This is a genomic window from Mycobacterium shottsii (genome assembly GCF_010728525.1).
Classification (GTDB): Bacteria; Actinomycetota; Actinomycetes; order Mycobacteriales; family Mycobacteriaceae; genus Mycobacterium; species Mycobacterium marinum.
Genome location: NZ_AP022572.1, coordinates 3,357,017 through 3,379,858, shown reverse-complemented (window position 1 = coordinate 3,379,858; position 22,842 = coordinate 3,357,017). Strand labels below are relative to the sequence as shown.

The 22,842-nt window shown below is 66.1% G+C and carries 21 protein-coding genes; 5 read left to right on the top strand and 16 right to left on the bottom strand.

The features are described 5' to 3' along the window. The first annotated feature begins 1 nt into the window (after position 1). A complete protein-coding gene (gene fadD12, locus G6N41_RS15630; RefSeq protein ID WP_198913298.1) occupies positions 2-1,636 on the top strand; it encodes an acyl-CoA ligase FadD12 in 1,635 nt (544 codons plus the stop codon). Then, entirely contained in the window at positions 1,633-2,910 is a 1,278-nt protein-coding gene (locus tag G6N41_RS15625; RefSeq protein ID WP_198913297.1) for an alpha/beta hydrolase, read from the top strand. The genes fadD12 and G6N41_RS15625 overlap by 4 nt, the downstream gene beginning before the upstream one ends. On the opposite strand, the gene G6N41_RS15620 is transcribed toward G6N41_RS15625, so the two are convergent. The 11 genes from G6N41_RS15620 to G6N41_RS15570 all read right to left on the bottom strand — a co-directional run bounded on the left by G6N41_RS15620 (position 2,911) and on the right by G6N41_RS15570 (position 14,496). Next, positions 2,911-4,293 carry a WS/DGAT/MGAT family O-acyltransferase gene (locus tag G6N41_RS15620; protein WP_011739914.1) on the bottom strand — a complete coding sequence of 461 codons (1,383 nt, stop codon included), beginning with the start codon at positions 4,291-4,293 and terminating at the stop codon, positions 2,911-2,913. It abuts the gene before it with no gap. 102 nt (positions 4,294-4,395) lie between these two features. Continuing rightward, positions 4,396-5,373 (bottom strand): DNA-binding protein WhiA, encoded by a 978-nt coding sequence (gene whiA, locus G6N41_RS15615; protein WP_198913296.1) that lies wholly within the window; start codon positions 5,371-5,373, stop codon positions 4,396-4,398. Continuing rightward, positions 5,370-6,446, bottom strand: a complete 1,077-nt coding sequence (locus G6N41_RS15610) for a YvcK family protein (RefSeq protein ID WP_020728569.1) — start codon at positions 6,444-6,446, stop codon at positions 5,370-5,372. The genes whiA and G6N41_RS15610 overlap by 4 nt, the downstream gene beginning before the upstream one ends. Further along, positions 6,443-7,363 (bottom strand): RNase adapter RapZ, encoded by a 921-nt coding sequence (rapZ, locus tag G6N41_RS15605; RefSeq protein WP_198913295.1) that lies wholly within the window; start codon positions 7,361-7,363, stop codon positions 6,443-6,445. The genes G6N41_RS15610 and rapZ overlap by 4 nt, the downstream gene beginning before the upstream one ends. Continuing rightward, positions 7,360-9,303: an excinuclease ABC subunit UvrC gene (uvrC, locus tag G6N41_RS15600; RefSeq protein ID WP_198913294.1), complete on the bottom strand. Its 1,944-nt coding sequence runs from the start codon at positions 9,301-9,303 to the stop codon at positions 7,360-7,362. The genes rapZ and uvrC overlap by 4 nt, the downstream gene beginning before the upstream one ends. A gap of 19 nt (positions 9,304-9,322) precedes the next feature. After that, positions 9,323-10,792 carry an HNH endonuclease signature motif containing protein gene (locus tag G6N41_RS15595; protein ID WP_198913293.1) on the bottom strand — a complete coding sequence of 490 codons (1,470 nt, stop codon included), beginning with the start codon at positions 10,790-10,792 and terminating at the stop codon, positions 9,323-9,325. A gap of 45 nt (positions 10,793-10,837) precedes the next feature. Then, entirely contained in the window at positions 10,838-11,491 is a 654-nt protein-coding gene (locus tag G6N41_RS15590) for a hypothetical protein (protein WP_198913292.1), read from the bottom strand. Positions 11,492-11,510: 19 nt separating this feature from the next. Continuing rightward, positions 11,511-11,981: a PH domain-containing protein gene (locus G6N41_RS15585; RefSeq protein ID WP_038579449.1), complete on the bottom strand. Its 471-nt coding sequence runs from the start codon at positions 11,979-11,981 to the stop codon at positions 11,511-11,513. Further along, the gene (ribH, locus tag G6N41_RS15580) at positions 11,978-12,460 is read right to left on the bottom strand and encodes a 6,7-dimethyl-8-ribityllumazine synthase (RefSeq protein ID WP_020728563.1); all 483 of its coding nucleotides are present in this window, start codon (positions 12,458-12,460) and stop codon (positions 11,978-11,980) included. Before ribH ends, G6N41_RS15585 begins: the two co-directional genes overlap by 4 nt. Further along, entirely contained in the window at positions 12,457-13,734 is a 1,278-nt protein-coding gene (locus G6N41_RS15575) for a bifunctional 3,4-dihydroxy-2-butanone-4-phosphate synthase/GTP cyclohydrolase II (RefSeq protein ID WP_198913291.1), read from the bottom strand. Before G6N41_RS15575 ends, ribH begins: the two co-directional genes overlap by 4 nt. A gap of 138 nt (positions 13,735-13,872) precedes the next feature. Beyond that, a complete protein-coding gene (locus G6N41_RS15570) occupies positions 13,873-14,496 on the bottom strand; it encodes a riboflavin synthase (protein WP_198913290.1) in 624 nt (207 codons plus the stop codon). 109 nt (positions 14,497-14,605) lie between these two features. On the opposite strand from G6N41_RS15570, the gene G6N41_RS15565 reads away from it, so the two are divergent. After that, complete coding sequence (locus G6N41_RS15565; protein WP_198913289.1) at positions 14,606-15,307, top strand: LppX_LprAFG lipoprotein; 702 nt, start codon at positions 14,606-14,608, stop codon at positions 15,305-15,307. Further along, the gene (locus G6N41_RS15560; RefSeq protein WP_198913288.1) at positions 15,307-16,860 is read left to right on the top strand and encodes an MFS transporter; all 1,554 of its coding nucleotides are present in this window, start codon (positions 15,307-15,309) and stop codon (positions 16,858-16,860) included. Before G6N41_RS15565 ends, G6N41_RS15560 begins: the two co-directional genes overlap by 1 nt. A gap of 4 nt (positions 16,861-16,864) precedes the next feature. On the opposite strand, the gene ribD is transcribed toward G6N41_RS15560, so the two are convergent. From ribD to fmt, 4 genes are read right to left on the bottom strand one after another with little or no spacing between them, the layout of a single operon-like run. Then, positions 16,865-17,884: a bifunctional diaminohydroxyphosphoribosylaminopyrimidine deaminase/5-amino-6-(5-phosphoribosylamino)uracil reductase RibD gene (ribD, locus tag G6N41_RS15555; protein WP_198913287.1), complete on the bottom strand. Its 1,020-nt coding sequence runs from the start codon at positions 17,882-17,884 to the stop codon at positions 16,865-16,867. A gap of 7 nt (positions 17,885-17,891) precedes the next feature. Continuing rightward, the gene (rpe, locus tag G6N41_RS15550) at positions 17,892-18,590 is read right to left on the bottom strand and encodes a ribulose-phosphate 3-epimerase (RefSeq protein ID WP_085979811.1); all 699 of its coding nucleotides are present in this window, start codon (positions 18,588-18,590) and stop codon (positions 17,892-17,894) included. Positions 18,591-18,647: 57 nt separating this feature from the next. Then, complete coding sequence (locus G6N41_RS15545) at positions 18,648-20,093, bottom strand: RsmB/NOP family class I SAM-dependent RNA methyltransferase (protein WP_407663631.1); 1,446 nt, start codon at positions 20,091-20,093, stop codon at positions 18,648-18,650. Beyond that, entirely contained in the window at positions 20,090-21,028 is a 939-nt protein-coding gene (fmt, locus tag G6N41_RS15540) for a methionyl-tRNA formyltransferase (RefSeq protein ID WP_198913285.1), read from the bottom strand. Before fmt ends, G6N41_RS15545 begins: the two co-directional genes overlap by 4 nt. A 201-nt stretch (positions 21,029-21,229) precedes the next feature. Here fmt and G6N41_RS15535 point away from each other — a divergent pair, with 201 nt between their 5' ends. Then, positions 21,230-22,054 carry a class I SAM-dependent methyltransferase gene (locus G6N41_RS15535; protein ID WP_012393978.1) on the top strand — a complete coding sequence of 275 codons (825 nt, stop codon included), beginning with the start codon at positions 21,230-21,232 and terminating at the stop codon, positions 22,052-22,054. A gap of 122 nt (positions 22,055-22,176) precedes the next feature. Here the strand turns inward: G6N41_RS15535 and G6N41_RS15530 are convergent, their stop codons facing one another. Further along, the gene (locus G6N41_RS15530; protein WP_020728558.1) at positions 22,177-22,659 is read right to left on the bottom strand and encodes a MarR family winged helix-turn-helix transcriptional regulator; all 483 of its coding nucleotides are present in this window, start codon (positions 22,657-22,659) and stop codon (positions 22,177-22,179) included. Positions 22,660-22,842: the final 183 nt, after the last annotated feature.

The window sequence follows — 22,842 nt, the reverse complement described above, 5'->3', positions numbered from 1 at the left end:
CATGGCGCCTCGCATCGACCAGATCCTGGGTCTGATCACCACGTTGGCGCGGTCCGGTCTGATCGCCCCGATGCGACCGGACCGATACCTGAAGATCGCCGCCGCCATGCGTCGCGAGGGGATGGGATTCACTGCGGGATTCGCGGGAGCCGCCCAGCGCTGCCCAGATCGGCCGGGCCTGGTCGACGAGTTGGGCACGCTGACCTGGCGGCAGCTCGAGGAGCGCAGCAACGCCCTGGCCGCCGCGCTGCAGGCACTGCCGGCCGGCTCGCCCAAGGTCGTCGGAATCATGTGCCGCAACCATCGCGGGTTCGTCGAAGCGCTGGTGGCGGCCAACCGGATCGGTGCCGACATTCTGCTGCTCAATACCGCATTCGCGGGTCCGGCGCTGGCCGATGTGGTGGCCCGCGAAGGCGTCGACACCGTCATCTACGACGAAGAATTCACCGCCACGGTGGACCGCGCATTTGATGGCCGGCCACAGGCCACTCGGATCGTCGCGTGGTCTGATGGACAGCACGACCTGACCGTCGAACAGCTCGTCAACGCCCACCTGCGCGACCAGCCCGAGCGCACCGACCGCACCGGCCGGCTGATCCTGCTGACCTCGGGAACCACCGGAACGCCTAAGGGCGCCAAGCATTCTGGAGGTAGCGGCGGAATCGGCACCCTGAAAGCGATTCTGGACCGCACACCGTGGCGAGCCGAACAGCCCATCGTGATCGTGGCGCCGATGTTCCACGCCTGGGGCTTCTCACAGCTGGTGCTGGCCGCATCACTGGCATGCACGATCGTCACCCGCCGCAAGTTCGACCCGGAAGCGACGCTGGATCTCATCGACCGCCATCGGGCGACCGGCCTGGTGGTGGTGCCGGTGATGTTCGACCGCATCATGGAACTGCCCACCAAGGTGCTCAACCGCTACAGCGGCCGCACACTGCGGTTTGCCGCGGCGTCCGGTTCCCGGATGCGCCCCGACGTCGTCATCGCGTTCATGAACCGATTCGGCGACGTGATCTACAACAACTACAACGCGACCGAGGCCGGGATGATCGCCACCGCGACACCGGCAGGCCTGCGTGCCGCACCCGACACCGCGGGCCGCCCCGCCGAAGGAACCGAAATCCGGATCCTGGAACCGGAATTCAACGAAGTGCCGGTGGGCGAGGTCGGCAGCATCTTTGTCTGCAACGACAGCCAGTTCGACGGATACACATCGGGCACCACCAAGGATTTCCACGCCGGCTTCATGTCGTCGGGCGACGTGGGCTACCTGGACCGCAACGGACGGCTGTTCGTGGTCGGGCGCGACGACGAAATGATCGTCTCCGGAGGAGAGAACGTCTACCCGATCGAGGTGGAAAAGACCCTTGCTACCCATCCCGAAGTCGCGGAGGCCGCGGTGATCGGCGTCGACGATGAACAGTACGGACAGCCGCTGGCCGCATTCGTGGTGCTCGAACCCGACGCTGATCTTGATGAGAATGCCGCCCCCGAAACCCTCAAACAACATGTGCGCGACAACCTGGCCAACTACAAGGTGCCCCGCGAAATCGCGGTTCTCGACGAGTTGCCCCGCGGCAGCACCGGCAAGATATTGCGCGCCGAACTGCAGGCAAAGGTCTGCGGCTCATGAGGGGCGATCGACTGCGCAAGCTGGCCCGCCGGCCCCGGCCCCTGACCCGGGCGACGGCCGAACTCGTCAACGCCGCCAACGGATTACGGCCCATCAGCCGCAACCCCTATGCCGCCTTTTTCGTGTTCTGGCTTGGCTGGCCGACCTCGGAGGTGCCTGGTCTTTACCTGGCCGCGTCAGTGGTGGACGCGCTGCGCCGCGGACGACGCGGTGATTTCGCCGGGCCGAAGGGCAAAGCCGCGTTGGCCCTTACCGCCGCGGCCTGGGCAACGCTGAGCGTGATCCGCTACCGCGGCATCACCACCCCCGGGCCGGTCCTCGAGGCGGGGTTGACCGAAGGACTGGGGGCTGACTACGCCCAGGAGTTGGCCACCCTGCCGACCGAGCCGACGCGGCGGGGACGACGCAACCTCCCCCTGCGCACGACCGTGGCACGCCGACTCTATGTGGAGAAGACCAACATCGTGGCCTACGGCCCACACCGCCGTGCCAACCTGGCCGACATCTGGCGGCGACGCGATCTGCCGCGCGACGGCAAGGCCCCGGTGCTGGTGCAGGTGCCCGGTGGCGCCTGGGTCCTCGGATGGCGCCGCCCCCAGGCGTATCCCCTGATGAGCCACCTGGTTTCGCGTGGCTGGGTCTGTGTGTCGCTGAACTATCGGGTCTCTCCCCTACACACCTGGCCGGCGCATATCGTCGACGTCAAGCGCGCCCTGGCCTGGGTGAAAGAAAACATCGCCGACTACGGCGGCGACCCGGACTTCGTGGCGATCAGCGGCGGGTCAGCGGGCGGCCACCTGTCCGCGCTGGCGGCTCTGACCCCCAACGAACCCAGGTTTCAACCCGGTTTCGAGGAAGCCGGCACCTCTGTGGCGGCGGCGGTTCCCATCTATGGCCGCTACGACTGGTATTCGACCGAGGCCGAGGGGCGACCTGAATTCGTCGAATTGCTAGCGCGTTTCGTGGTGAAACGGAAATTCCGCGACCACCGCGAGGTCTTCGTCGATGCTTCGCCAATCCACCATGTACGGGCCGACGCACCACCGTTCTTCGTGCTACACGGCCAAGACGACTCCCTCATCCCGGTGGTCGAAGCTCGAGAGTTCGTCGAAGAATTACGGGCGGTGTCGAAGTCCCCGGTCGCCTACGCCGAATTGCCCAACGCCCAGCATGCCTTCGACATCTTCGGTTCCCCACGCGCGCATAAGGCTTCCGAAGCCGTGGCCCGGTTCCTGTCCTGGGTATACGTCACCAACGGCCCGGGCCCACGCTAGCTAGAGACCAGCCGCGCGTTCGAGCTCGGCCAGCGCCGGTTCGATGAGGTCGGCCATCTCGTCGATGTCATTGGCTACCTCGGGTGTCGTCACGAACCCGAAGTCCAGATGCTCCTGATACGAGAAGCAGGTGATGTTCAACGCCACGTCCATCACCGGCGGCCCTAGCGGCACCAAGGAGTCCAGCCGCGCACCCGCCATATAGAGGGGGAACTGCGGGCCGGGGACGTTGGAGACGACGAGGTTGATCGGGGCCAGGTTATGGGAAAGCCCGGTAGCGGTGTACGCACGGGCGGCCAGATGGAGCAGACCGGGCGGGGTGGTCTCGGTAAGCCCCATGATCTGATGCGCCGAGAGCGCCTTGGCCATCTCTTTGGCGTTCTGGGTGCTCTCGTGAATGGCCTTGAGACGCTCGGCCGGATCATTGATGTGGGTCGCCAGCGACGCCGTCATCGAGCTGATCTGGTTACCGACGTCCTCCTTGGTTTGATCGGTGCGGGTGGACACCGGAATCTGCGCGATGAGCGGCTTGGCAGGCAGCTCGTCGCGCTTCTTCAGGTATTCGCGCGCCGCCCCGGCCACCGTCGCCAGCACAACGTCGTTGAGTTTGACGCCGAAGGCATCCTTGACCGCCTTGGCCCTTGCCAGTTCAATGCGGCACCCACTGACCCGCCGGTGCGGCGAGACATGTGCGTTGAACCGGGTCTTGGGTGCATCGAAGTAGCGGGGCGGCCTGGCGCTCACGCCCAGCGCCGCGATCTGCTGGCGCACGGTTTGCTCCACCAGCCGTGCGATGCGGAACGGGGTCATGATTCCCACGTTGATCAGGGCACCCACCGCGCGGCGCTCCAGCCTGGGGATCTGGAATCCGACGAATCCAACTGTTTCCTCTTGCGGCGGCCGCGGTTCGGGCGTGACATCCAGCAGGATCTCACCTAACCCGGCACCCGAGACACCGTCGACAATGGCGTGGTGCATCTTGGTCAGGGTGGCGATGCGCCCGCCTTCGACGCCCTCGATGACCCAGAGTTCCCACAGCGGTCGAGAGCGATCAAGCTTGTAGGACATGAGCCGACCGACGAGTTCCTCGAGCTCGCGCCGGCCGCCCGGCGCGGGGACTCCGATTCGCCGCACGTGAAAGTCGACGTCCAGATCCTGGTCTTCGACGAACCAGGGCCGGTCCAGCCCCAGCGGGGCCCCGGTGACTCTCCAGCGCAGCTGTGGGATCTCCGGGAGCCGTTCGATGAGTAGTTCGCGCAACCGCTGAAAGCTGTAGTCGGGCGCATCGGTCGGATCGCAAATCGCCAGCGCACCAACATGCATGTGCCAGCCTGCGGTCTCCGCAGACCAGAACGCCGCATCAACACTCGAGAGCCGCCTCATTGGGCGACCATAACCTCCCGTGAGCTGCTAGGGCCAGCACTCCCAGAAATCTCACAACGCGCCGTCGTCGTGCGACGGCCCCGCAAGCAGTGCTTGCGCGGACTACGCATCCTCGAGCAAGTCGGGCGTCACCGCCGATTCGGTGTCGGGAATTCCTTCCACCTTCGCCTTGCGATCGGCCATCGACAGCAGCCGCCGAATCCGACCCGCCACAGCATCTTTCGTCATCGGTGGATCGGCGAGGCGGCCCAGCTCCTCCAGCGATGCCTGGCGATGCTCGACACGCAGTTTGCCGGCCGAGGCCAGATGATCGGGCACCGTGTCACCGAGGATCTCCAGCGCTCGTTCCACCCTGGCGGCCGCCGCCACCGCCGCGCGCGCCGAGCGGCGCAGATTGGCATCATCGAAATTGGCCAGCCGGTTGGCCGTCGCGCGCACCTCGCGACGCATCCGGCGCTCTTCCCAGACCAGCCTGGTGTCCTGCGCCCCCATTCGGGTCAGCAGGGCACCGATCGCCTCGCCGTCGCGCACCACCACGCGATCGGCTCCGCGGACCTCACGGGCCTTGGCACCCACCCCGAGCCTGCGGGCGGCCCCCACCAGCGCCAGGGCAGCTGCCGGGCCCGGGCAGCTGACCTCCAGTGCCGACGAGCGCCCGGGTTCGGTCAGTGACCCATGCGCCAGAAAAGCGCCCCGCCACGCGGCTTCCGCGTCGCCGATACTGCCGCCGACCACCTGGGCCGGCAGGCCACGCACCGGACGGCCCCGCATGTCGAGCAGTCCGGTCTGACGCGCCAGCGCTTCGCCGTCGTTGGCGACCCGCAGCACGTACCGGGTGTTCTTGCGGATCCCGCTGGCCGACAGCACGTGCACCACCGCGCTGTAGCCATAGAGGTCGAAGATGTCTTTGCGCAGCCGCCGTGCGATGCTGCCCAGATCCACCTCGGCCTCGACGACGACGCGCCCAGCCACTATGTGCAGGCCCCCGGCGAATCTGAGCAGCGAAGTGACCTCAGCGCGCCGGGCGCTGACCGATTTGACTACTAGGCGACTCAGTTCGTCCTTGACTTCAGTCGTCATCGCCACGCGTCGTCACCCTTCGGTCTGTTGCCACCCGCCCCGGGCCCACCGGTCTGTTGACGTCCGCCCTCGATCGGTATCTCCTGCGGACTCGTCACCGGAGGCGTCGTGAGGTCCCTGTCACGGACCCGCACTGCATCCAGGACGGCCGCTAGCTTGCCCGGGTCATGTAAAGGTGTACCAGGTCGGGCAACGTCGGCGAAGTGGACCTCGGCCTGAAGCATTGTTGCCGTGCGGCGAAGTTGCTCCTTCTCTCGATCGCTAGGCACCCGGTCCGCGTCGATGATTATGTCGTGGACCGTGAACCCCGGGGCATGCTGGGCCAGGACGTGCAGGTGACGCTCAACCGAGAAACCGGCCGTCTCCCCCGGCTCGGCCACCAGGTTGAGCACCAGCGCGCGACGCGCCGACGTGGCCTGCAACGCCGCGAACAGCCCTGGCACCAGCACATGCGGAATCACACTGGTGAACCACGACCCGGGACCTAAGACGATGAGATCGGCGGCCATGATGGCGTCGACAGCCTGGCGGGTCGCCGGTGGGTCGGCCGGCCGCAACCGCACCCGTCTCACCTTTCCCGGGGTGGTGGCCACCGCCACCTGGCCGCGGATCAGCCGGAACATCCGCGGATCAGACTCCAGCCCGGAAACGTCGGCTTCGATCTGCAGCGCAATCGGACACATCGGCAGCACCCGGCCCTTGACGCCGAGAATGCGCCCGAGTTCGTCGAGCGCCGCTACCGGATCGGCCAGCACCTCGGACAGGCCGGCCAGCAACAGGTTGCCGATCGGATGCCCGGCCAGCGCGCCGCTGCCACCGAACCGATGCTGCAGAATGGTCGCCCAAAGCCGGCCGTACGGACTGTCGGATGCCAAGGCCGCCAGCGCCATTCGCAAATCACCCGGCGGTATCACGTCGAGTTCGCTACGTAGCCGACCCGAGGATCCACCGTCGTCGGCAACGGTCACGATCGCGGTGACGTAGGGAGTGAGCCGACGAGCCGCCGACAGCGTCGCGTATAGCCCGTGTCCGCCACCCAAAGCAACGATGCTATGGCTCGCCGGTGAATTCATTCGCGGCCCAGATCCCGGTGCAGCACCCGCACCGAAAGTCGCGAATTCGACCGCAGCAGCCCCACCAGTGCTTCGGCGATGGCGACGCTGCGATGCTTGCCACCGGTGCAGCCGATCGCGACCGTCATGTAGCGCTTGCCCTCCCGACGATAGCCCTCCACGACCAGGGATAGCAGCCCATGGTAGGTCTGCAGAAACTCGGACGCGCCCGGCCGGCCCAGGACGTAGTCGCTGACCGCCTGATGTTGGCCGGTCAGTGGCCGCAGCTCGTCGACCCAGTGCGGGTTGGGCAAAAACCGCACGTCCATGACCATGTCCGCGTCCATCGGCAGTCCGTACTTGAAGCCGAAGGACTCTACGGTGACGCTGGTGATCGCCGCGGCGTCGCCGCCGAAAGCTCGTTCGATGTTCTCCCGCAGCCCGCGCACCGAGAGCGTGGACGTGTCGATGATGAGGTCAGCGGTGGCGCGCACCGGCTCGAGCATCTTGCGCTCGGCGGCCATCCCCTCGGCAAGTGTGTGTCCGCCCTGCAGCGGGTGGCTACGGCGATTCTGTTCGTAGCGGCGCACCAACATGTCGTCCGATGCCTCCATGAACACCACTCGGGGGGTGATGTTGCGGGTGGCCAGTTCGTTGCGCACCGAATCCAGGTCGCCGGTGAAGCCCCGTGACCGAACGTCCATCACCACGGCGAGTTGGGTGATGCGTGATCCGGCCGCCAGCCCGAAATCCACCATTCGGGTGATTAGCTGCGGAGGCAGGTTATCCGCGACATACCAGCCCAAGTCCTCCAGTACCTTGGCCGCCGTGCCGCGGCCCGCCCCGGACAGCCCGGTCACCAGCACCACGTCGATACCGGCCGAGGCGTCGCCTTCTGGACCAGGCGGATTCCCGCCACCCGCAATATGGTTGGTCATTGGGCACCCCCCGGCTGGTCGGGACACAACGCCTCGAGCACGGCAGTTGCCGTTGCTACGCCAATACCCGGTACCGCGGTGATCTGGTCGACGGTGGCCTCCTTGAGGCGGGCTATCGATCCGAAATGGGTGACGAGCGCCTTGCGACGGTGCTCTCCCAATCCGGGCACCGCATCCAGCGCCGACGCCGTCATCCGCTTGGATCGCTTGCTCCGATGGTAGGTGATGGCGAATCGGTGCGCCTCGTCGCGCACCCGCTGCAGCAAGTAAAGGCCCTCGCTGTTACGCGGCATGATGATCGGATCCGGCTCGGAGGGCACCCATACTTCTTCCAGCCGCTTGGCCAGGCCGATCACCGCGACGTCGACGATACCCAGCTCCTCGAGAACGGCGCTGGCGGCGTTGACCTGCGGCGCACCGCCGTCAACGACATAGAGATTGGGCGGATAGGCGAACCGGCGAGATTTTCCTTCCGGGGAAAGCAGATTCGGATCGTTCTGTTCGCTCAGGTGGCGCTGGAACCGGCGTCGAGTCACTTCGGCAATGGATGCAACGTCGTCGGAGCGGCCCTGCCCAGCCGCTTCCCGGATGGCGAAGTGACGGTAGTCGGACTTGCGCGGTAGGCCGTCCTCAAAGACCACCAGCGAGGCGACCACATCGGTGCCCTGCACGTGGCTGATGTCGACGCACTCGATGCGCAACGGCGCATCGGCCAGCCCAAGCGCCTCCTGAATATTCTGCAGTGCAGCAGATCTGGCCTTGAAGTCACCGGCCCGCTTCAGCTTGTGCTGCTGCAGCGCCTCTTTCGCATTTCGCTGCACGGTTTCGGCCAGCGCGCGCTTGTCTCCGCGGCGCGGCACGCGCAGCGTGACCCGCGAGCCGCGCAAGCCGGACAACCAGCTGGACAGTTGGTCGGCGTTGGAGGGCAGGCACGGCACCAGTACCTCGCGGGGAACCGGGTTGACCGACTCATCGGCGGCACCGCCCAACTCCGCCTGGTCGCCATAGAACTGAGCCAGGAATTGCTCCACCAACTGTTCCTCAACGGAAACATCTGGTGCACTGGGCTTTTCGACCACCCAGCCGCGCTGACCGCGAACCCGACCGCCGCGGACATGGAACACCTGCACCGCCGCATCGAGTTCGTCGTCGGCAAATGCCACCACGTCCGCGTCGGTGCCGTCCCCCAGCACCACGGCTTGCTTTTCCATCGCGCGCTTCAATGCAGACCGGTCATCTCGCAGCCGTGCGGCGCGCTCGAAGTCGAGGTTCTCCGCAGCGGCGTTCATCTGCTGTTCCAGCTCGCGGGCGTATCGGTCGGTCTTACCGGAGAGAAAGTCGCAGAAATCATCGACAATCTGGCGATGCTGCTCTTTGCTGACCCTGCCGATACAGGGAGCCGAGCACTTGTCGATATAGCCGAGCAGGCATGGCCTGTCTATCTGCTTGTGCCGCTTGAACACTCCCATCGAGCAGGTGCGCGCCGGAAACACCCGGGTAAGCAGATCCACTGTCTCGCGGATCGCCCACGCGTGCGAGTAGGGCCCGAAATAGCGGACCCCTTTGCGCCGTGGACCGCGATAGACCATGAGCCGGGGAAAATCTTCGTTGAGCGTGACGGCCAGCACCGGATATGACTTGTCATCGCGGTAGCGAACGTTGAAGCGAGGATCGAATTCCTTGATCCAGTTGTACTCGAGCTGCAGCGCCTCCACCTCTGTGTTGACCACCGTCCACTCGACCTTTGCGGCGGTGGTCACCATCTGGCGGGTCCTCGGCTGCAAGTGCGCGATGTCGGCAAAATACGACGTCAGCCTGCTGCGCAGGCTCTTGGCCTTGCCGACATAGATGACTCGCCCATGCGGGTCCCGGAATCGGTACACCCCCGGCTCGACCGGGATGGACCCGGGCGCGGGGCGATACGTCGCGGGATCTGGCACGTACCCAGGCTAGTAGCCGCTAGAGGGGCGGCGGCTCGTCGGGACCGATTGTCGGCTCCGGGGTGTCGTACCGGTCGGCGTGGACGCCGCCGACGGCTTCCAGCGCCCTGCGATTGCATCGGCGCTCGGTGTCGATTCGATTCGCCCGGTTTTGTGCGCGGGTTCGGGCACGGGTCGGCATCCTCGCCGCTCGGCCAGCGCGGGGGCTGCCGGCCGTGCCCACGATTGGCGGTAGCTCCTCGGTCGGCACGCATAGGTTCGGAAACAGCAGCGCGCTCCCCGGGGTGGTCACGTAGGTGTGCCCGTCGGGCAGCAGCCAGATCACCGTACCGTCGGGTAGCTGCAGGTCGCGCCAGCCCCAGAACGTTTTCAGCAGATGGTGTCTGCAGCACAGGCACTTCAAGTTCGACGCGTGCGTGTGCCCGCCGTCACCGTATGCAACGGTATGGTCCAGATCACAGGAAACTGCCGGCTGGTCGCAGCCGGGTGCTCGACACGTCAGATCACGACACCGCACGAAGTCGGCGAGCCCCGCCGATGGCGCGTATCCGGACTCGGGGTGCCCTGACGGTCGCATCAGCGGCCGCAGTGTGGCGACCTTGGCCAGCTCGGCGATCAATGAGGCCGGGATCAGCCCTTCGGCGGCGGGCAACACAGCGGGCGTGTGACCGGTTCCGTCGACAGTCGATTGATCGGCAACAACGTGAATCACCACGTTGCTCGGAGCTGACCGCGCCGCGGCAGTGCAAGCGGCGGACGTGCAGCCGCACGCCAACCGATCACTGCCCGCCACCAGCGCCCCCACCGCGTCGGCGCGGCGCTGCTCACGGGTGCGCGGGTCGGCGGCGCACACCGTGTTCGCAAGCTCGTCGAGGCGCCGGCCAAAGGCTCGCCCCGCGGTCGCGAGCACGCTTCCGGTCAGCGCGGCCAAGCCCGAACCGTCGGCGATCACATCCACATCGACGAATCGACCGTCGGCCGCCTCGGCAGCGCGGCGCACGGCATCGCGATCGACATCGGCCACCACTTGATCGACCGCAACGGACAGCCGACCTCGAGTTACCGCAGGACATCGCGCCAACAGCGCGGCGAGCTGTGCGTCCACCTTCGCCAGCACCTCGGCGTCGGTGATGAGGTCGGTGCGAAACACGATCGTCTGGAATGCCCGATAATCGATATCTCCGGCGCGGAAGGCCTGCCCCACCTTCGGCAATCGGTTGCGCATCGCCATCGCATAACGCAAATAGCACGAGCCCATCGCCACGCTGGTTAGCAATGCGGCAGCCACCTGCGCGGCGACCGCCTCCCAAGTATCCGTCGCCCATTCGGCACGGTCGCCGGACTCCCTGCACCGCAGCACGAACAATGCACCGACCACGTCCAGCCGTTCGGCCGCGGCCGCAGCCTCCCGGCGAGATGCCTCTCGCGCCCTCTCCAACAGCGCATTCGACTCCGCCGTGGGACGGGAGGCATACCAATACTCGAACATACATTCGACACTAGCAGCCGATGGCGACACTTCCCCCGACTCGTGTCAGACCCGGTCGTCGAGCTGCGCCCGTCGGGTGACCGCCCACTCCGCCATCGGAAATCCGGAATTTTGGTCACACGCGGATATGACCAGAGCGGCCCGCGGCACCACCGCCAGGCCGTAGTCGCAGTTCCAATCCGAACGGCCCATGCTCCACACCAGCACACCCTCGGCCGGGGTGCCGAAGGACTTGAGCGTGATCGGCCCGAACTCCCCCGCCGGATACCCGGCAAATGCGTCGCCATGGCATTGCGACACCGCGCGGAATCCGTTCTGCACCACGTCGTGAGGATTCAACGGGCTGTTGTAGACATCGACCGACTCGGCATACATCGCCGTAGCCTGCACTCGGTATGCGGACTCGGCGAAGTCCGCCGAGCCCGGTGGCCGTAGCGGCGAACCTTTGAACAACACCGCGGCCATGCATTCGGGTGGCCGGGCGCTGGTGAAATAGGTTTCGCCCACCCGAGTCGAAGACGCCGGCCCCAGCGGCGTGTTGTCCCCATCCTGCGACAACAAGTCACGAGCCGAGATGTGGGCACGCGGCTGACCGGAGGCCCGAATCGCGCGACCGGCAACGGAATTGGTGCACGCAGTCATCGCCACCACCACGACGAGCAACACCACCGCCGCGCAGCTACGCCCAAGACGCGTCATCGGCCGATCGTAGCGCGACTCAGCGGGCGGGCAGGTCCGGGCGATATTGGGTCAGCAGTGAGCGCACCGCGTCCATTGACGCAACCGCACGCTCCTTGTCCACGGCCTGAATCGCCATCACCGGGATGTACTCGTCATCGGGCAAGTCGACTCGCGCCCAGCGACTGCCCCCAGGAAACGACACACCGACCACGTCTTTCCAAGGAATCAGCTTATAGCCCAACAGATTACGCACCGAGATGCCCGCAGCACCGATCCTTAGCCGCGGTCGGGTGAACAGCAGCACAGCACCGGCGAGAATGAGCCCGAGGGCGCCCATCGCCACTTGATCACCGGTCTGAAATATCATCCCGCTCGAGCCCACCTTGAGGAACAATCCACCGGCTACATGCGCCGCCACGATCAGGATCGCCGCGGTGTACGCGACAACCGGTGTCCAGTAGGGACGCAAGACGACGTCCCACTCGGCGCGTTGCGCTTCGTCGGTCATGCCTCAGCACGCAGCTCGCGCAGGGTCAACGCGGTGGTCAACGCCGCCGCGGTCGCCTGCGCGCCCTTGTCCTCATCTGAGGTTGGCAGGCCAGCCCGGTTGAGCGCCTGTTCCTCGGAGTTGGTGGTCAAAACCCCATTGGCCACCGGCGTGGAGGAGTCCAGCGAGACCCGGGTCAGACCCTGGGTCACCGCATCACAAACGTAGTCGAAATGCGGTGTCTCACCACGTATTACCACACCCAACGCGACCACAGCGTCGTGATTTCGAGTCAGTTCCTGTGCCACCACCGGAATTTCGATCGCCCCCAGGACGCGCACCACCGTCGGGTTGTCGATTCCGGAATCGGCAGCCGTGTTGCGCGCACCGGCGAGCAGGGCATCACAAATCTTGGTGTGCCAGGTGCTGGCGACGATAGCCAGCCGAACGCCGGAAGCGTCGAACGCCGGCACGTCCGGAATGCCGGCGCCACCGCTCACAAAGCACCACCGAATTCCCCTGGCAGGTGCACCGATTCGTGAAAGTCGTCTAGTCCGGTCAAGTCATGTCCCATCCGGTCGCGCTTGGTCATCAGATAGCGGATGTTCTCCGCATTGGCCCGCACCGGCAACGGGACCCGCTCGATGATGTGCAAACCGTAACCGTCCAGCCCTACCCGCTTTGCCGGGTTGTTGGTCAGCAGCCGCATCGAACGGACCCCCAGATCAACCAGAATCTGGGCCCCGATCCCATAGTCGCGTGCATCAGCGGGCAGACCGAGCTTGAGGTTGGCGTCGACGGTGTCATCCCCGGCGTCCTGGAGTTGATAGGCCTGCAGCTTGTGCAACAACCCGATGCCGCGGCCCTCGTGTCCGCACATGTACAGCACCACCCCACGCCCCTCCCTGGCGACCATGGCCATGGCTGCGTCGAGCTGGGGCCCGCAGTCACAACGACGTGACCCGAAAACGTCGCCGGTCAGACACTCCGAGTGCACCCGCACCAATACGTCGTCGCCGCTGCTGTTCGGCCCGGCGATCTCGCCGCGCACCAGTGCAACGTGCTCGACGTCTTCATAGATGCTGGTGTATCCGATGGCGCGAAACTCCCCGTGCCGGGTCGGAATCCGGGCCTCGGCAACGCGCTCGATGTGTTTCTCGTGCTTACGCCGCCATTCGATCAGGTCGGCGATGGTAATCAGTGCCAGCCCGTGTTCGTCGGCGAAGACCCGCAGCTCGTCGGTCTGGGCCATCGACCCTTCATCTTTTTGGCTGACGATCTCACAGATCGCGCCCGCGGGCTGCAGGCCAGCCATCCTGGCCAGGTCCACCGCTGCCTCGGTATGGCCGGGGCGGCGTAACACCCCGCCGTCCTTGGCGCGCAATGGAACGACGTGACCGGGACGGGTGAAGTCTTCGGCCACACTCGCCGGATCGGCAAGCAGCCGCATCGTGGTCGCTCGGTCGGAAGCTGAAATACCAGTTCCCACGCCAGTTTTCGCATCCACCGTAACGGTGTAGGCGGTACCGTGCTTGTCCTGGTTGACCGCGTACATCGGCAGCAGTCCCAGCCGGTCACACACCGCTCCATCCAGCGGGACGCACAGGTACCCAGAGGTGTAGCGCACCATGAACGCCACCAACTCCGGTGTTGCCTTCTCGGCGGCGAAGATCAGGTCGCCCTCGTTCTCGCGGTCCTCGTCATCGATGACGATGACAGCCTTGCCCGCACCAATGTCGGCAACCGCTCGCTCGACGGAGTCTAACCTCGTCATCTTTGCTACCTTGCTGTCAGACCTACTCACACGAGATGTTTCACGTGCTGCAATCAGTATGGACTACCGCACCGCCACAGTTACTGTCTTGCGGCTTTGAGGTCCCTGCCCGCTGATTCTGACCGGTTTCCTACCGCGCTAGTGCGCCGGGTCGGCTGTCGGTCCGGATTGCATCAGTCGTTCGACATATTTGGCGATCACGTCCACCTCCAGGTTTACCTGCGTACCCACCGGCGCTTGTCCCAGCGTGGTGAGCTCTCTGGTGGTCGGAATCAGCGAAACCTCGAACCAGTCCCGAGGCTGCGCACCTAGATCGGAGACGGTCAGGGAAATTCCGTCGACGGTGATCGATCCCTTCTCCACGACATAGCGGGCCACCGTCGCTGGGACCTGAATGCGCGCCACTTCCCAGTGCTCCGACGGGCTCCGGGCGATGATCTCGCCGGTCCCGTCGACATGGCCCTGGACGATGTGCCCACCGAGGCGGCTGTTGACGGCCGCGGCACGCTCCAAATTGACCTGGCTACCGACCTGTAGTTCCCCCAGGTTGGACCGGTTCAGCGTCTCGGCCATCACATCGGCGGTGAACTGGCCGTCGGCGAGCACCTCCACCACCGTCAGGCAGACACCGTTGACTGCGATCGAATCACCATGACCGGCGTCGGCGGTAACGATCGGGCCACGAATGGTCAAGCGTGCCGCATCGGTGAGGGTGCTCCGGTCGGTGATTTCGCCGAGTTCCTCGACTATTCCGGTGAACATTGCACCAGGCTAATTGGCCCTCGGCGGGCCGCGACAAACGCCGTTGTGTAGCGCGCTGCACATCCCGCGTTACCCGACCCGGTCGGCGGCACCCTCTACGATGCAGGGTATGCAGACCCGCCGCCGTCTATTCGCTGTCCTCGCCGCCCTCGGCACCGCCACCGCCCTGGTTGCCGGCTGCTCGTCGGGCACGAAGGACAGCGGCGGACCACTACCCGATGCGACACCGTTGGTGAAGCAAGCAACCGAGCTCACCAGGAACCTCAAGAGCGCGCACTTGGTCCTCACCGTGAACGGCAAGATCCCCGGCCTGTGGATGAAGACGCTCTCCGGCGATCTGACCACCAACCCGACCGCCGCGAAGGGAAACGTCGAGCTCACGCTCGGCGGATCTGCGATCGACGCCGATTTCGTGGTGGTGGACGGAACCCTGTATGCCACCCTCACCCCGAACAAGTGGAGTGATTTCGGCCCGGCTGCCGACATCTACGACCCGTCGCAGATCATGAACCCGCAAGTTGGCCTGGCCAATGTGCTGGCCAATCTCCAGGACGCCAAGGCCGACGGTCGCGACACCATCGACGGACAGACCACGATCCGGATCACCGGAAAGGTCACTGCCGAGGCGGTGAACCAGATCGCGCCCCCGTTCAATGCAACAGAACCCGTGCCGGGCACCGTGTGGATTCAGGAGAACGGTGACCATCAGCTGGTGCAAGCCAAACTGGACCGCGGGTCGGGCAATTCCGTCCAGATGACCTTGTCCAAGTGGGGCGAGCAGGTCAGCGTCAGCAAGCCCCCGGTGAGCTGATGAGCACGCAGACAGGGCGCCGCGTCGCCATCAGCGCCGGAAGCCTGGCGGTATTGCTGGGCGCCCTCGACACCTACGTCGTGGTCACCATCATGCGCGACATCATGGGCAGCGTCGGCATCCCGGTTAACCAATTGCAGCGGATCACCTGGATCGTCACCTGGTATCTGCTCGGCTACATCGCCGCGATGCCGCTGCTGGGACGGGCTTCCGACCGGTTCGGCCGCAAGCTGATGCTGCAGGTCAGCTTGCTCGGATTCGCCGCCGGCTCGGTGGTCACCGCGCTGGCGGGGCATTTCGGCGATTTCCATATGCTGCTCGCCGGCCGGGCACTTCAAGGTGTGGCCAGCGGTGCGCTGCTGCCGATCACCTTGGCGCTGGGTGCAGATCTGTGGGCACAACGAAACCGCGCCGGCGTCCTCGGCGGTATCGGAGCCGCCCAGGAACTCGGCAGCGTGCTGGGGCCGCTCTACGGGATTTTCATCGTCTGGTTGTTCCATGACTGGCGAGACGTCTTCTGGATCAACGTCCCCCTGACCGCGATCGCCATGCTGATGATCCAATTCAGCCTGCGGGCGCACGACAAGAACGCAGAGCCGGAGAAGATCGATCTGGTTGGCGGTGCGCTGCTGGCAATCGCGTTGGGGCTCGCCGTCATCGGGCTGTACAACCCCAATCCGGACGGCAAAGAGGTGTTGCCGAGCTACGGACTACCGGTGCTGACCGGCGCGATCGTGGCCGCGGTGGCGTTCTTCGCCTGGGAACGGTTCGCTCGAACCCGGCTGATCGACCCGAATGGGGTGCATTTCCGGCCGTTCTTGGCCGCCCTGGGTTCATCGGTGGCCGCGGGTGCCGCGCTGATGGTGACTCTGGTGAACGTGGAGTTGTTCGGCCAGGGCGTGCTGAGCATGGACCAGACCCAGGCGGCGGGGATGCTGCTGTGGTTCCTGATCGCCCTTCCGATCGGCGCGGTGACCGGCGGGTGGATTGCCACCAGAGTCGGCGACCGGGCGGTGACGTTTGTCGGGCTACTGATCGCCGCCGGCGGCTATTTGCTGATTTCGCATTGGCCCGTCGATCTGCCGGATTATCGGCACAGCATCTTCGGCTTGTTCACCGTGCCCGCCATGCACGCCGACCTGCTGGTGGCCGGCCTAGGGCTTGGCCTGGTGATTGGGCCGCTGTCGTCGGCCACGCTGCGAGTTGTACCGGCCGCCCAACATGGCATCGCCTCGGCGGCGGTGGTGGTCGCGCGGATGACCGGCATGTTGATCGGTGTGGCCGCGCTGAGCGCCTGGGGTCTGTACCGGTTCAACCAGATCCTGGCGGGATTGTCGGCGGCCGTACCGCCCGACGCGACCTTGCTCGAGCGCGCGGCCGCGATCGGAGCCCAATACCAACAGGCATTCGCCTTGATGTACGGCGAAATCTTCACGATCACCGCGTTTGTGTGCGTCTTTGGTGCGGTGCTGGGTCTGCTGGTCAGCGGACGCAAGGAGCACGCGGAAGAACCGGAGATCTCGGAGGAACCGGCCGTAGCGTCCCGGCCGTGAGTCGCTAGCGCGACACCAGGCTGAGCAACAGGTCGGGGCCGCACCGCTCGACGCCGTCGAACTGCCAGCGCAATGCGTGCGCGATGCTGGACACGCCCACGTCGTCAACGGCGGTGACCGGGCCGCCGAGCAGGATCGGCGCCACGTAGGCAAGGATGCGGTTGATGGCTCCGGCCCGTAAGAAGGCCCCGGCCAGGGTCGGACCCCCTTCTAGCAACACGTCGGTGCGGTCGGAGAGGGCTCGCAGGACCTCCACCGGCTCGTGGGTCTTGATCATCATCGTTCGCGCATCGTCGTTGAGCACCTTGGCTTCAGGCGGAATGTCACGCTTGCCCACCACCACGCGCAGCGGCTGCTCGGCCGCCAAGGAACCATCCGACAGCCGGGCGGTCAGGGTTGGATCGTCAACCAGCACGGTGCCGGTACCGACCACGATCGCATCGGAAATGGCGCGGCGCCGATGCAGATCCGCACGGGCCGCCTCGCTGGAAATCCACTGGCTGGAACCGTCGGCGGCAGCGCTACGGCCATCGATACTCGTGGCGTACTTCCAGGTCACATGCGGCAACCCGGTGCGCTGCTTGTGCAGCCACTCCCGCAACGGTCCGGCCGCCACATGATCGGCCAGCACGCCGGATCGCACCTGCAGGCCGGCGGCCGACAGCCGCCCCGCGCCCCCACCTGCGATCCCATTGGGGTCGGCGACGCCGTATATCACCGTTCCGACCCTGGCTTCGATCAACGCGTTCACACATGGCGGAGTCTTGCCGAAGTGGTTACAGGGCTCCATGGTGACCACCGCTATGGCGCCGGCCGCCAAACCACCCGCCTTGCGCAGCGCCACCACCTCGGCATGATCACCACCGGAGGGCTGGGTGCCGCCGATGCCGACGACCCGGCCTTCCTGGTCGACAATGACAGCGCCGACCGGCGGGTTCGGGTACGTCGTGCCTTTGAACAGCATCGACTGCTCGATCGCCAGACGCATCGCCTCTTCGAGGCTCTTGACCTGTTCGACTGTCATCTGGCGCTCACCGGCCGTGATGGCTGGAAACGGCCCCGGCCTGTCGCCGAAGTGCCTCCACCGCGGCAGCGGGATCCTGGGCTCCATACACCGCCGACCCGGCGACGAAGCAGTCCACGCCGGCCTCCGCCGCTTGCTCGATGGTGTCTGCGTTGATGCCGCCGTCGATCTCGATCAGGATCGTCAACTCACCCGAATCGACCAGCTTGCGTACCGTCCGCACCTTGCTGAGCACCTCGGGAATGAAACTCTGTCCGCCGAAGCCGGGCTCCACCGACATCACCAGCAGGGTGTCGAAGTGCGGCAGGATCTCGAGGTAGGGATCCAGCGGGGTTCCCGGTTTCACACTGAACCCGGCTTTCGCACCGGCCGCGCGAATGTCGCGGGCCACCGCGATCGGGTTGTCAGTGGCCTCGGCGTGAAACGTGACGTTGTAAGCCCCGGCCTCGGCGTAGGGCGGAGCCCACCGATCCGGGTTGTCGATCATGAGATGGCAATCCATTGGAATGTCGCTGGCCGCCAGCAGACTCTCCACCACGGGCAGCCCGAGCGTCAGATTGGGCACGAAGTGACCATCCATCACGTCGACGTGCAACCAATCGGCACCGCGCACCGCAGCGGCTTCGTCGGCTAGCCGGGCAAAGTCAGCTGACAGGATCGACGGCGCGATCATGGGACCCCCGATGCTGTTAGGCATGAGCGACACATTACTGAGCCGCGCGGCGCGACGCGCGGCGCACGTCGGCGATTCGCTCCCGCTGCCTCATGCCCGCCTGCGCAGCGCCGCGGCGAACATGGCTTCGGTGCCGTGCCGGTGCGGCCACAGCTGCACGTACGGCCCCTCCCCCAGGCCCTCGGTGATGGGCTCGAAGAGTACTCGGGTATCCAGCGCATCCACCGGGTGCCGGCGCAGCGCGTCGGCGACGACCCCGACGGTTTCGGCCAGGTGCGGCGAACAGGTGGCATAGAGCACCACCCCGCCCGGACGAGTCAGGTTGATCGCCGCGGCCAGCAGCTCACGCTGCAGCTTGACCAGGGTGGGCACGTCCGACGGTTGCCGGCGCCAGCGGGCTTCCGGCCGCCGGCGCAAGGCGCCCAGGCCGGTGCAGGGCGCATCGACGAGTACCCGGTCGAAAACCGGTTCCAGGTCGGTGTAGCGCCCGTCACCACGGACGAGATCCACCGGCAGCCCGCCGGTGTTGTCCGCCACCAGGTCGGCGCGATGCGACGACGGCTCCACGGCGGTCACCCGGGCCCCCGTTGCCACGCCCAGCGCGGCCAGCAGCGCCGTCTTGCCGCCCGGCCCCGCGCACAGGTCCAGCCACCGGCCCGAGTCGCCCTCAACCGGGGCCAGGGTCAACGCCCGCGCCACCAACTGACTGCCCTCGTCCTGCACCAGCGCCTGAACGTCGCGCACGGGCGCCAGCAGCCCCGGGTCACCACCGAGCAGGTACACGGCGTACGGCGAGTACCTGCCCACGGTGCCGCGCACCTCATCGGCCAATGCGGCGGCCGTCAGCACCCCCGGACGAGCCGCCAGGTGCACTTGTGGACGCTCTTCATCGCTGGCCAGCACCGCATCGAGTTCCGCCGCCGACGGGCCCAGCGCGTCAGCGAAGGCCTGCGCGATCCAGCGTGGGTGAGCATGGACGAAGGCCGCGTGCCCGACGGGGTCGCGGCGCGGGTCTGGCGCCAGCTCCTGGACCCACGATTGCTCATCGCGATCAGCGATCGTGCGCAGCACTGCGTTGACAAAACCCGCCCGCGCCGAATCGAATTCGATGCCGGCTTGTTCGACCGTGGTGGACACCGCGGCGTGGGCGTCCACCCGGGTGCGCAACAGCTGATAGGCACCTAGCCGCAACAAGTCCAGCAGGACGGGGTCGATCGCCTCGGGCGAACGTCCGGCCGCCGCTCCGATGATGGCGTCGAGCAGTCCTCTGGCCCGGCAGGCGCCATAGGTCAACTCGGTGGCGAAGGCGGCGTCGCGGCCGGTGATGCCGCGCTCCCTCAGCAGCGCGGGCAGCACCAGGTTGGCGTAGGCGTTGCGCTCACTCACCGCCCGCAAGGCGTTGAACGCGGCGCCGCGCGCCGGGTCCAGCGGCCGCCGGCGCGGGCCCCTGCGCTGGTTCGGCACGCCCGTGCCCTCCGAGCGTCGCGGCTTTCGGTCCGGTCGGTTTCGCTGTCGTTTGTCCTGGCCGGGGCTCATGATGCACGCACGCTGGGGTCCAGGCGGGCACCGCGTGCCCAGTCGGCGGCGTTCATCAGCTTCTTGCCCGGCGGCTGGACCTGGCCCAATCGCAAAGGTTCCGAGCCAGTGCCGACCCACACGTGCTTGCGATCCACCTGAATCGCACCTGGGGGCAAGGGGCCGGGAGGTTCGGCCGCGGCATCGCGATACACCGGCCCCAACTTGACCCGCAGGTCACCGATGAGCGTCCAGGCGCCCGGATTGGGAGTAACGGCCCGGATCCGACGCTCGATGATGGGCGCCGGCAACTCCCACCGCACCCTGGCCTGCTCGACGGAGATTTTCGGCGCCAGCGTGACGCCGTCCGCAGGTTGCGGGCGCGCTGTCAAAGCCCCCTCGGCGATCCCGTCCAGGGTGGCCGAGAGCAGCTCGGCACCCGAAACCGCAAGTCGCCCAAGCAGATCGCCAGCGGTATCGGTGGGCCGGATGGTCTCGGTGACCACCCCATACACCGGTCCGGAGTCCAGACTGGGCTCGATCTGGAAGGTCGTGGCCCCAGTGACCGCGTCACCCGCGGCAATGGCGGCTTGCACCGGCGCCGCACCACGCCATGCCGGCAGCAGCGAAAAGTGCAGGTTGACCCAGCCCTGTGGCGGCACCCCGAGCAGCGCGTCACCCAGGAGCGCGCCGTAGGCGACCACCGCACAGCACTGTGGCGCCAATTCGGATAGTTCAGCGACAAACTCCGCCGAGTTCGGCCGTGACGGCCGCAGCACCGGGATGCCCCGTTCCAGCGCCGCACGCGCCACGGGCGACGGCTCTGGCTTACCTCGCCGACCCGAAGCGGCATCGGGCCTGGTCAACACCGCGATCACGTCGTGTCGCGGCGAATCGATGAGCTGATGGAGCGCTGGCAGCGCAGTTTCGGGGGTACCGGCAAAAACGAGACGCACCGGGACAGTCTAGGAAGTGCCTGTGAAGTGGCGTGGACCACAATCTTCAATGGCCAGATTCTCAGCCGTTTATAAACTTGCTATTGCATACTGTGTTTGGCGGAAACGTTCTGCGAGCATGCAGTCGAGTTTTCCCGCCGCGCCTGCGACGACGATGTCGAAGTAACGCAGCCCTTTCCCTTTCCTTTTGAGGAGCTCTGAATGACTATCGACACACCCATCCGCGAGGACGTATCGCTCGCGGCTACACACCGGGCGATGTGGGCACTGGGCGACTACGCATTGATGGCCGAAGAGGTGATGGCTCCGCTCGGCCCGATCCTGGTCGCTGCCGCCGGCATTGGGCCCGGCGTGCGCGTGCTCGACGTTGCGGCCGGCTCCGGCAACATCTCGCTTCCGGCGGCCAAGTCGGGCGCCACGGTGGTATCGACGGACCTGACACCCGAACTGCTGCAACGGTCCAAGGCCCGCGCCGCAGCCCAGGGATTGACCCTTGACTACCAGGAGGCCAACGCACAGGCACTGCCGTTCGGCGACAGCGAGTTCGACACCGTGATCTCGGCGATCGGCGTGATGTTCGCCCCGGATCACCAGTGCTCAGCCAACGAACTGGCCCGCGTCTGCAAGACCGGCGGAACCATCGGCGTGATCAGCTGGACGCCAGAAGGTTTCTTCGGCCGCATGCTGGCCACCATCCGGCCCTACCGCCCGAGCCTGTCGGCGGCCCTGCCCCCGTCTGCGCTGTGGGGACGGGAAGCCTACGCCCGCGGCCTGTTTGGGAACCACGTCTCCGACATCCAAACGCAGCGCGGACAGTTGGAGGTCACGCGCTTCCAAACGGCGCAGGCCGTGCACGACTACTTCAAGAATCACTACGGCCCGACGATCGAGGCCTACGCGAACATCGGCGACAACGCGGTGCTGGCGGCCGAACTGGACGCCCAGCTGGTTGAACTCGCCGACCAATACCTGACCGACGGCGTCATGGAATGGGAGTACCTGGTTCTGACCGGCACCAAGAAGTAAGCCGCTCCGCAGCCGTTCCGGGCCGCCCGCCAATTCGGCGGGCGGCCCGGAACGGCTGAATCCCGACGTCTTCGAGAGGACCCCAGAGACCCAAAGCCCAAATGGGCGCCAAAAGGCTGAGCCTATAGATCTATCTCGACATTTGCGTCCGGCTCACCGCCGGCCGCGGTGAACGCGGTCAGCGCGCGAACCAACCCCTGGCGTTCGGCCGGCGGCATTTGCTCGACGATACGAGCGATTTCGTCGCGCCGGTGCGCGGTGACCCGGCGGACGAGATCACGACCACGCTTGGTCAACACCGCGAGTAGTTCACGACGCGAGGTCGGGTGCGGCTGTCGGTCGATCATCCCGGCGCTGACGAGACGGTCGACCATCCGGCCGGTCGCCGACGGCTGCACCCCAAGCAGGTTCGCCAGCGTGGCCAGATTGACCGGTCCCCGATTGGACAGAATGACCAAGGTCCTAAATTGCGGAATGGTGATGTTCTCATCGACCTGCGCGATCGAATGCGCCGAGATGCCTACCAACAGCCGAGACGCCGTTAGCAGCGCATCGGTAATCATGTCCAGTGACTCTTCAGCTGCCGTCGCGTTCTCGGTGGACATTAATGGCCCCCTTCCCCAGATTTCGCTGGGCTTTTCAAGTTCGTTGTCGCACAAAACAGGCTGCAGCAAGGGAAGAGTCTAGCAGCGCCCTACATTCGTAGACAGCGATTATTGATCACGTATACAATCGCCGCCGGGCAACGATCGGAATTGGTTTCCCTGCGCCTGCCTTACGCCGACGAT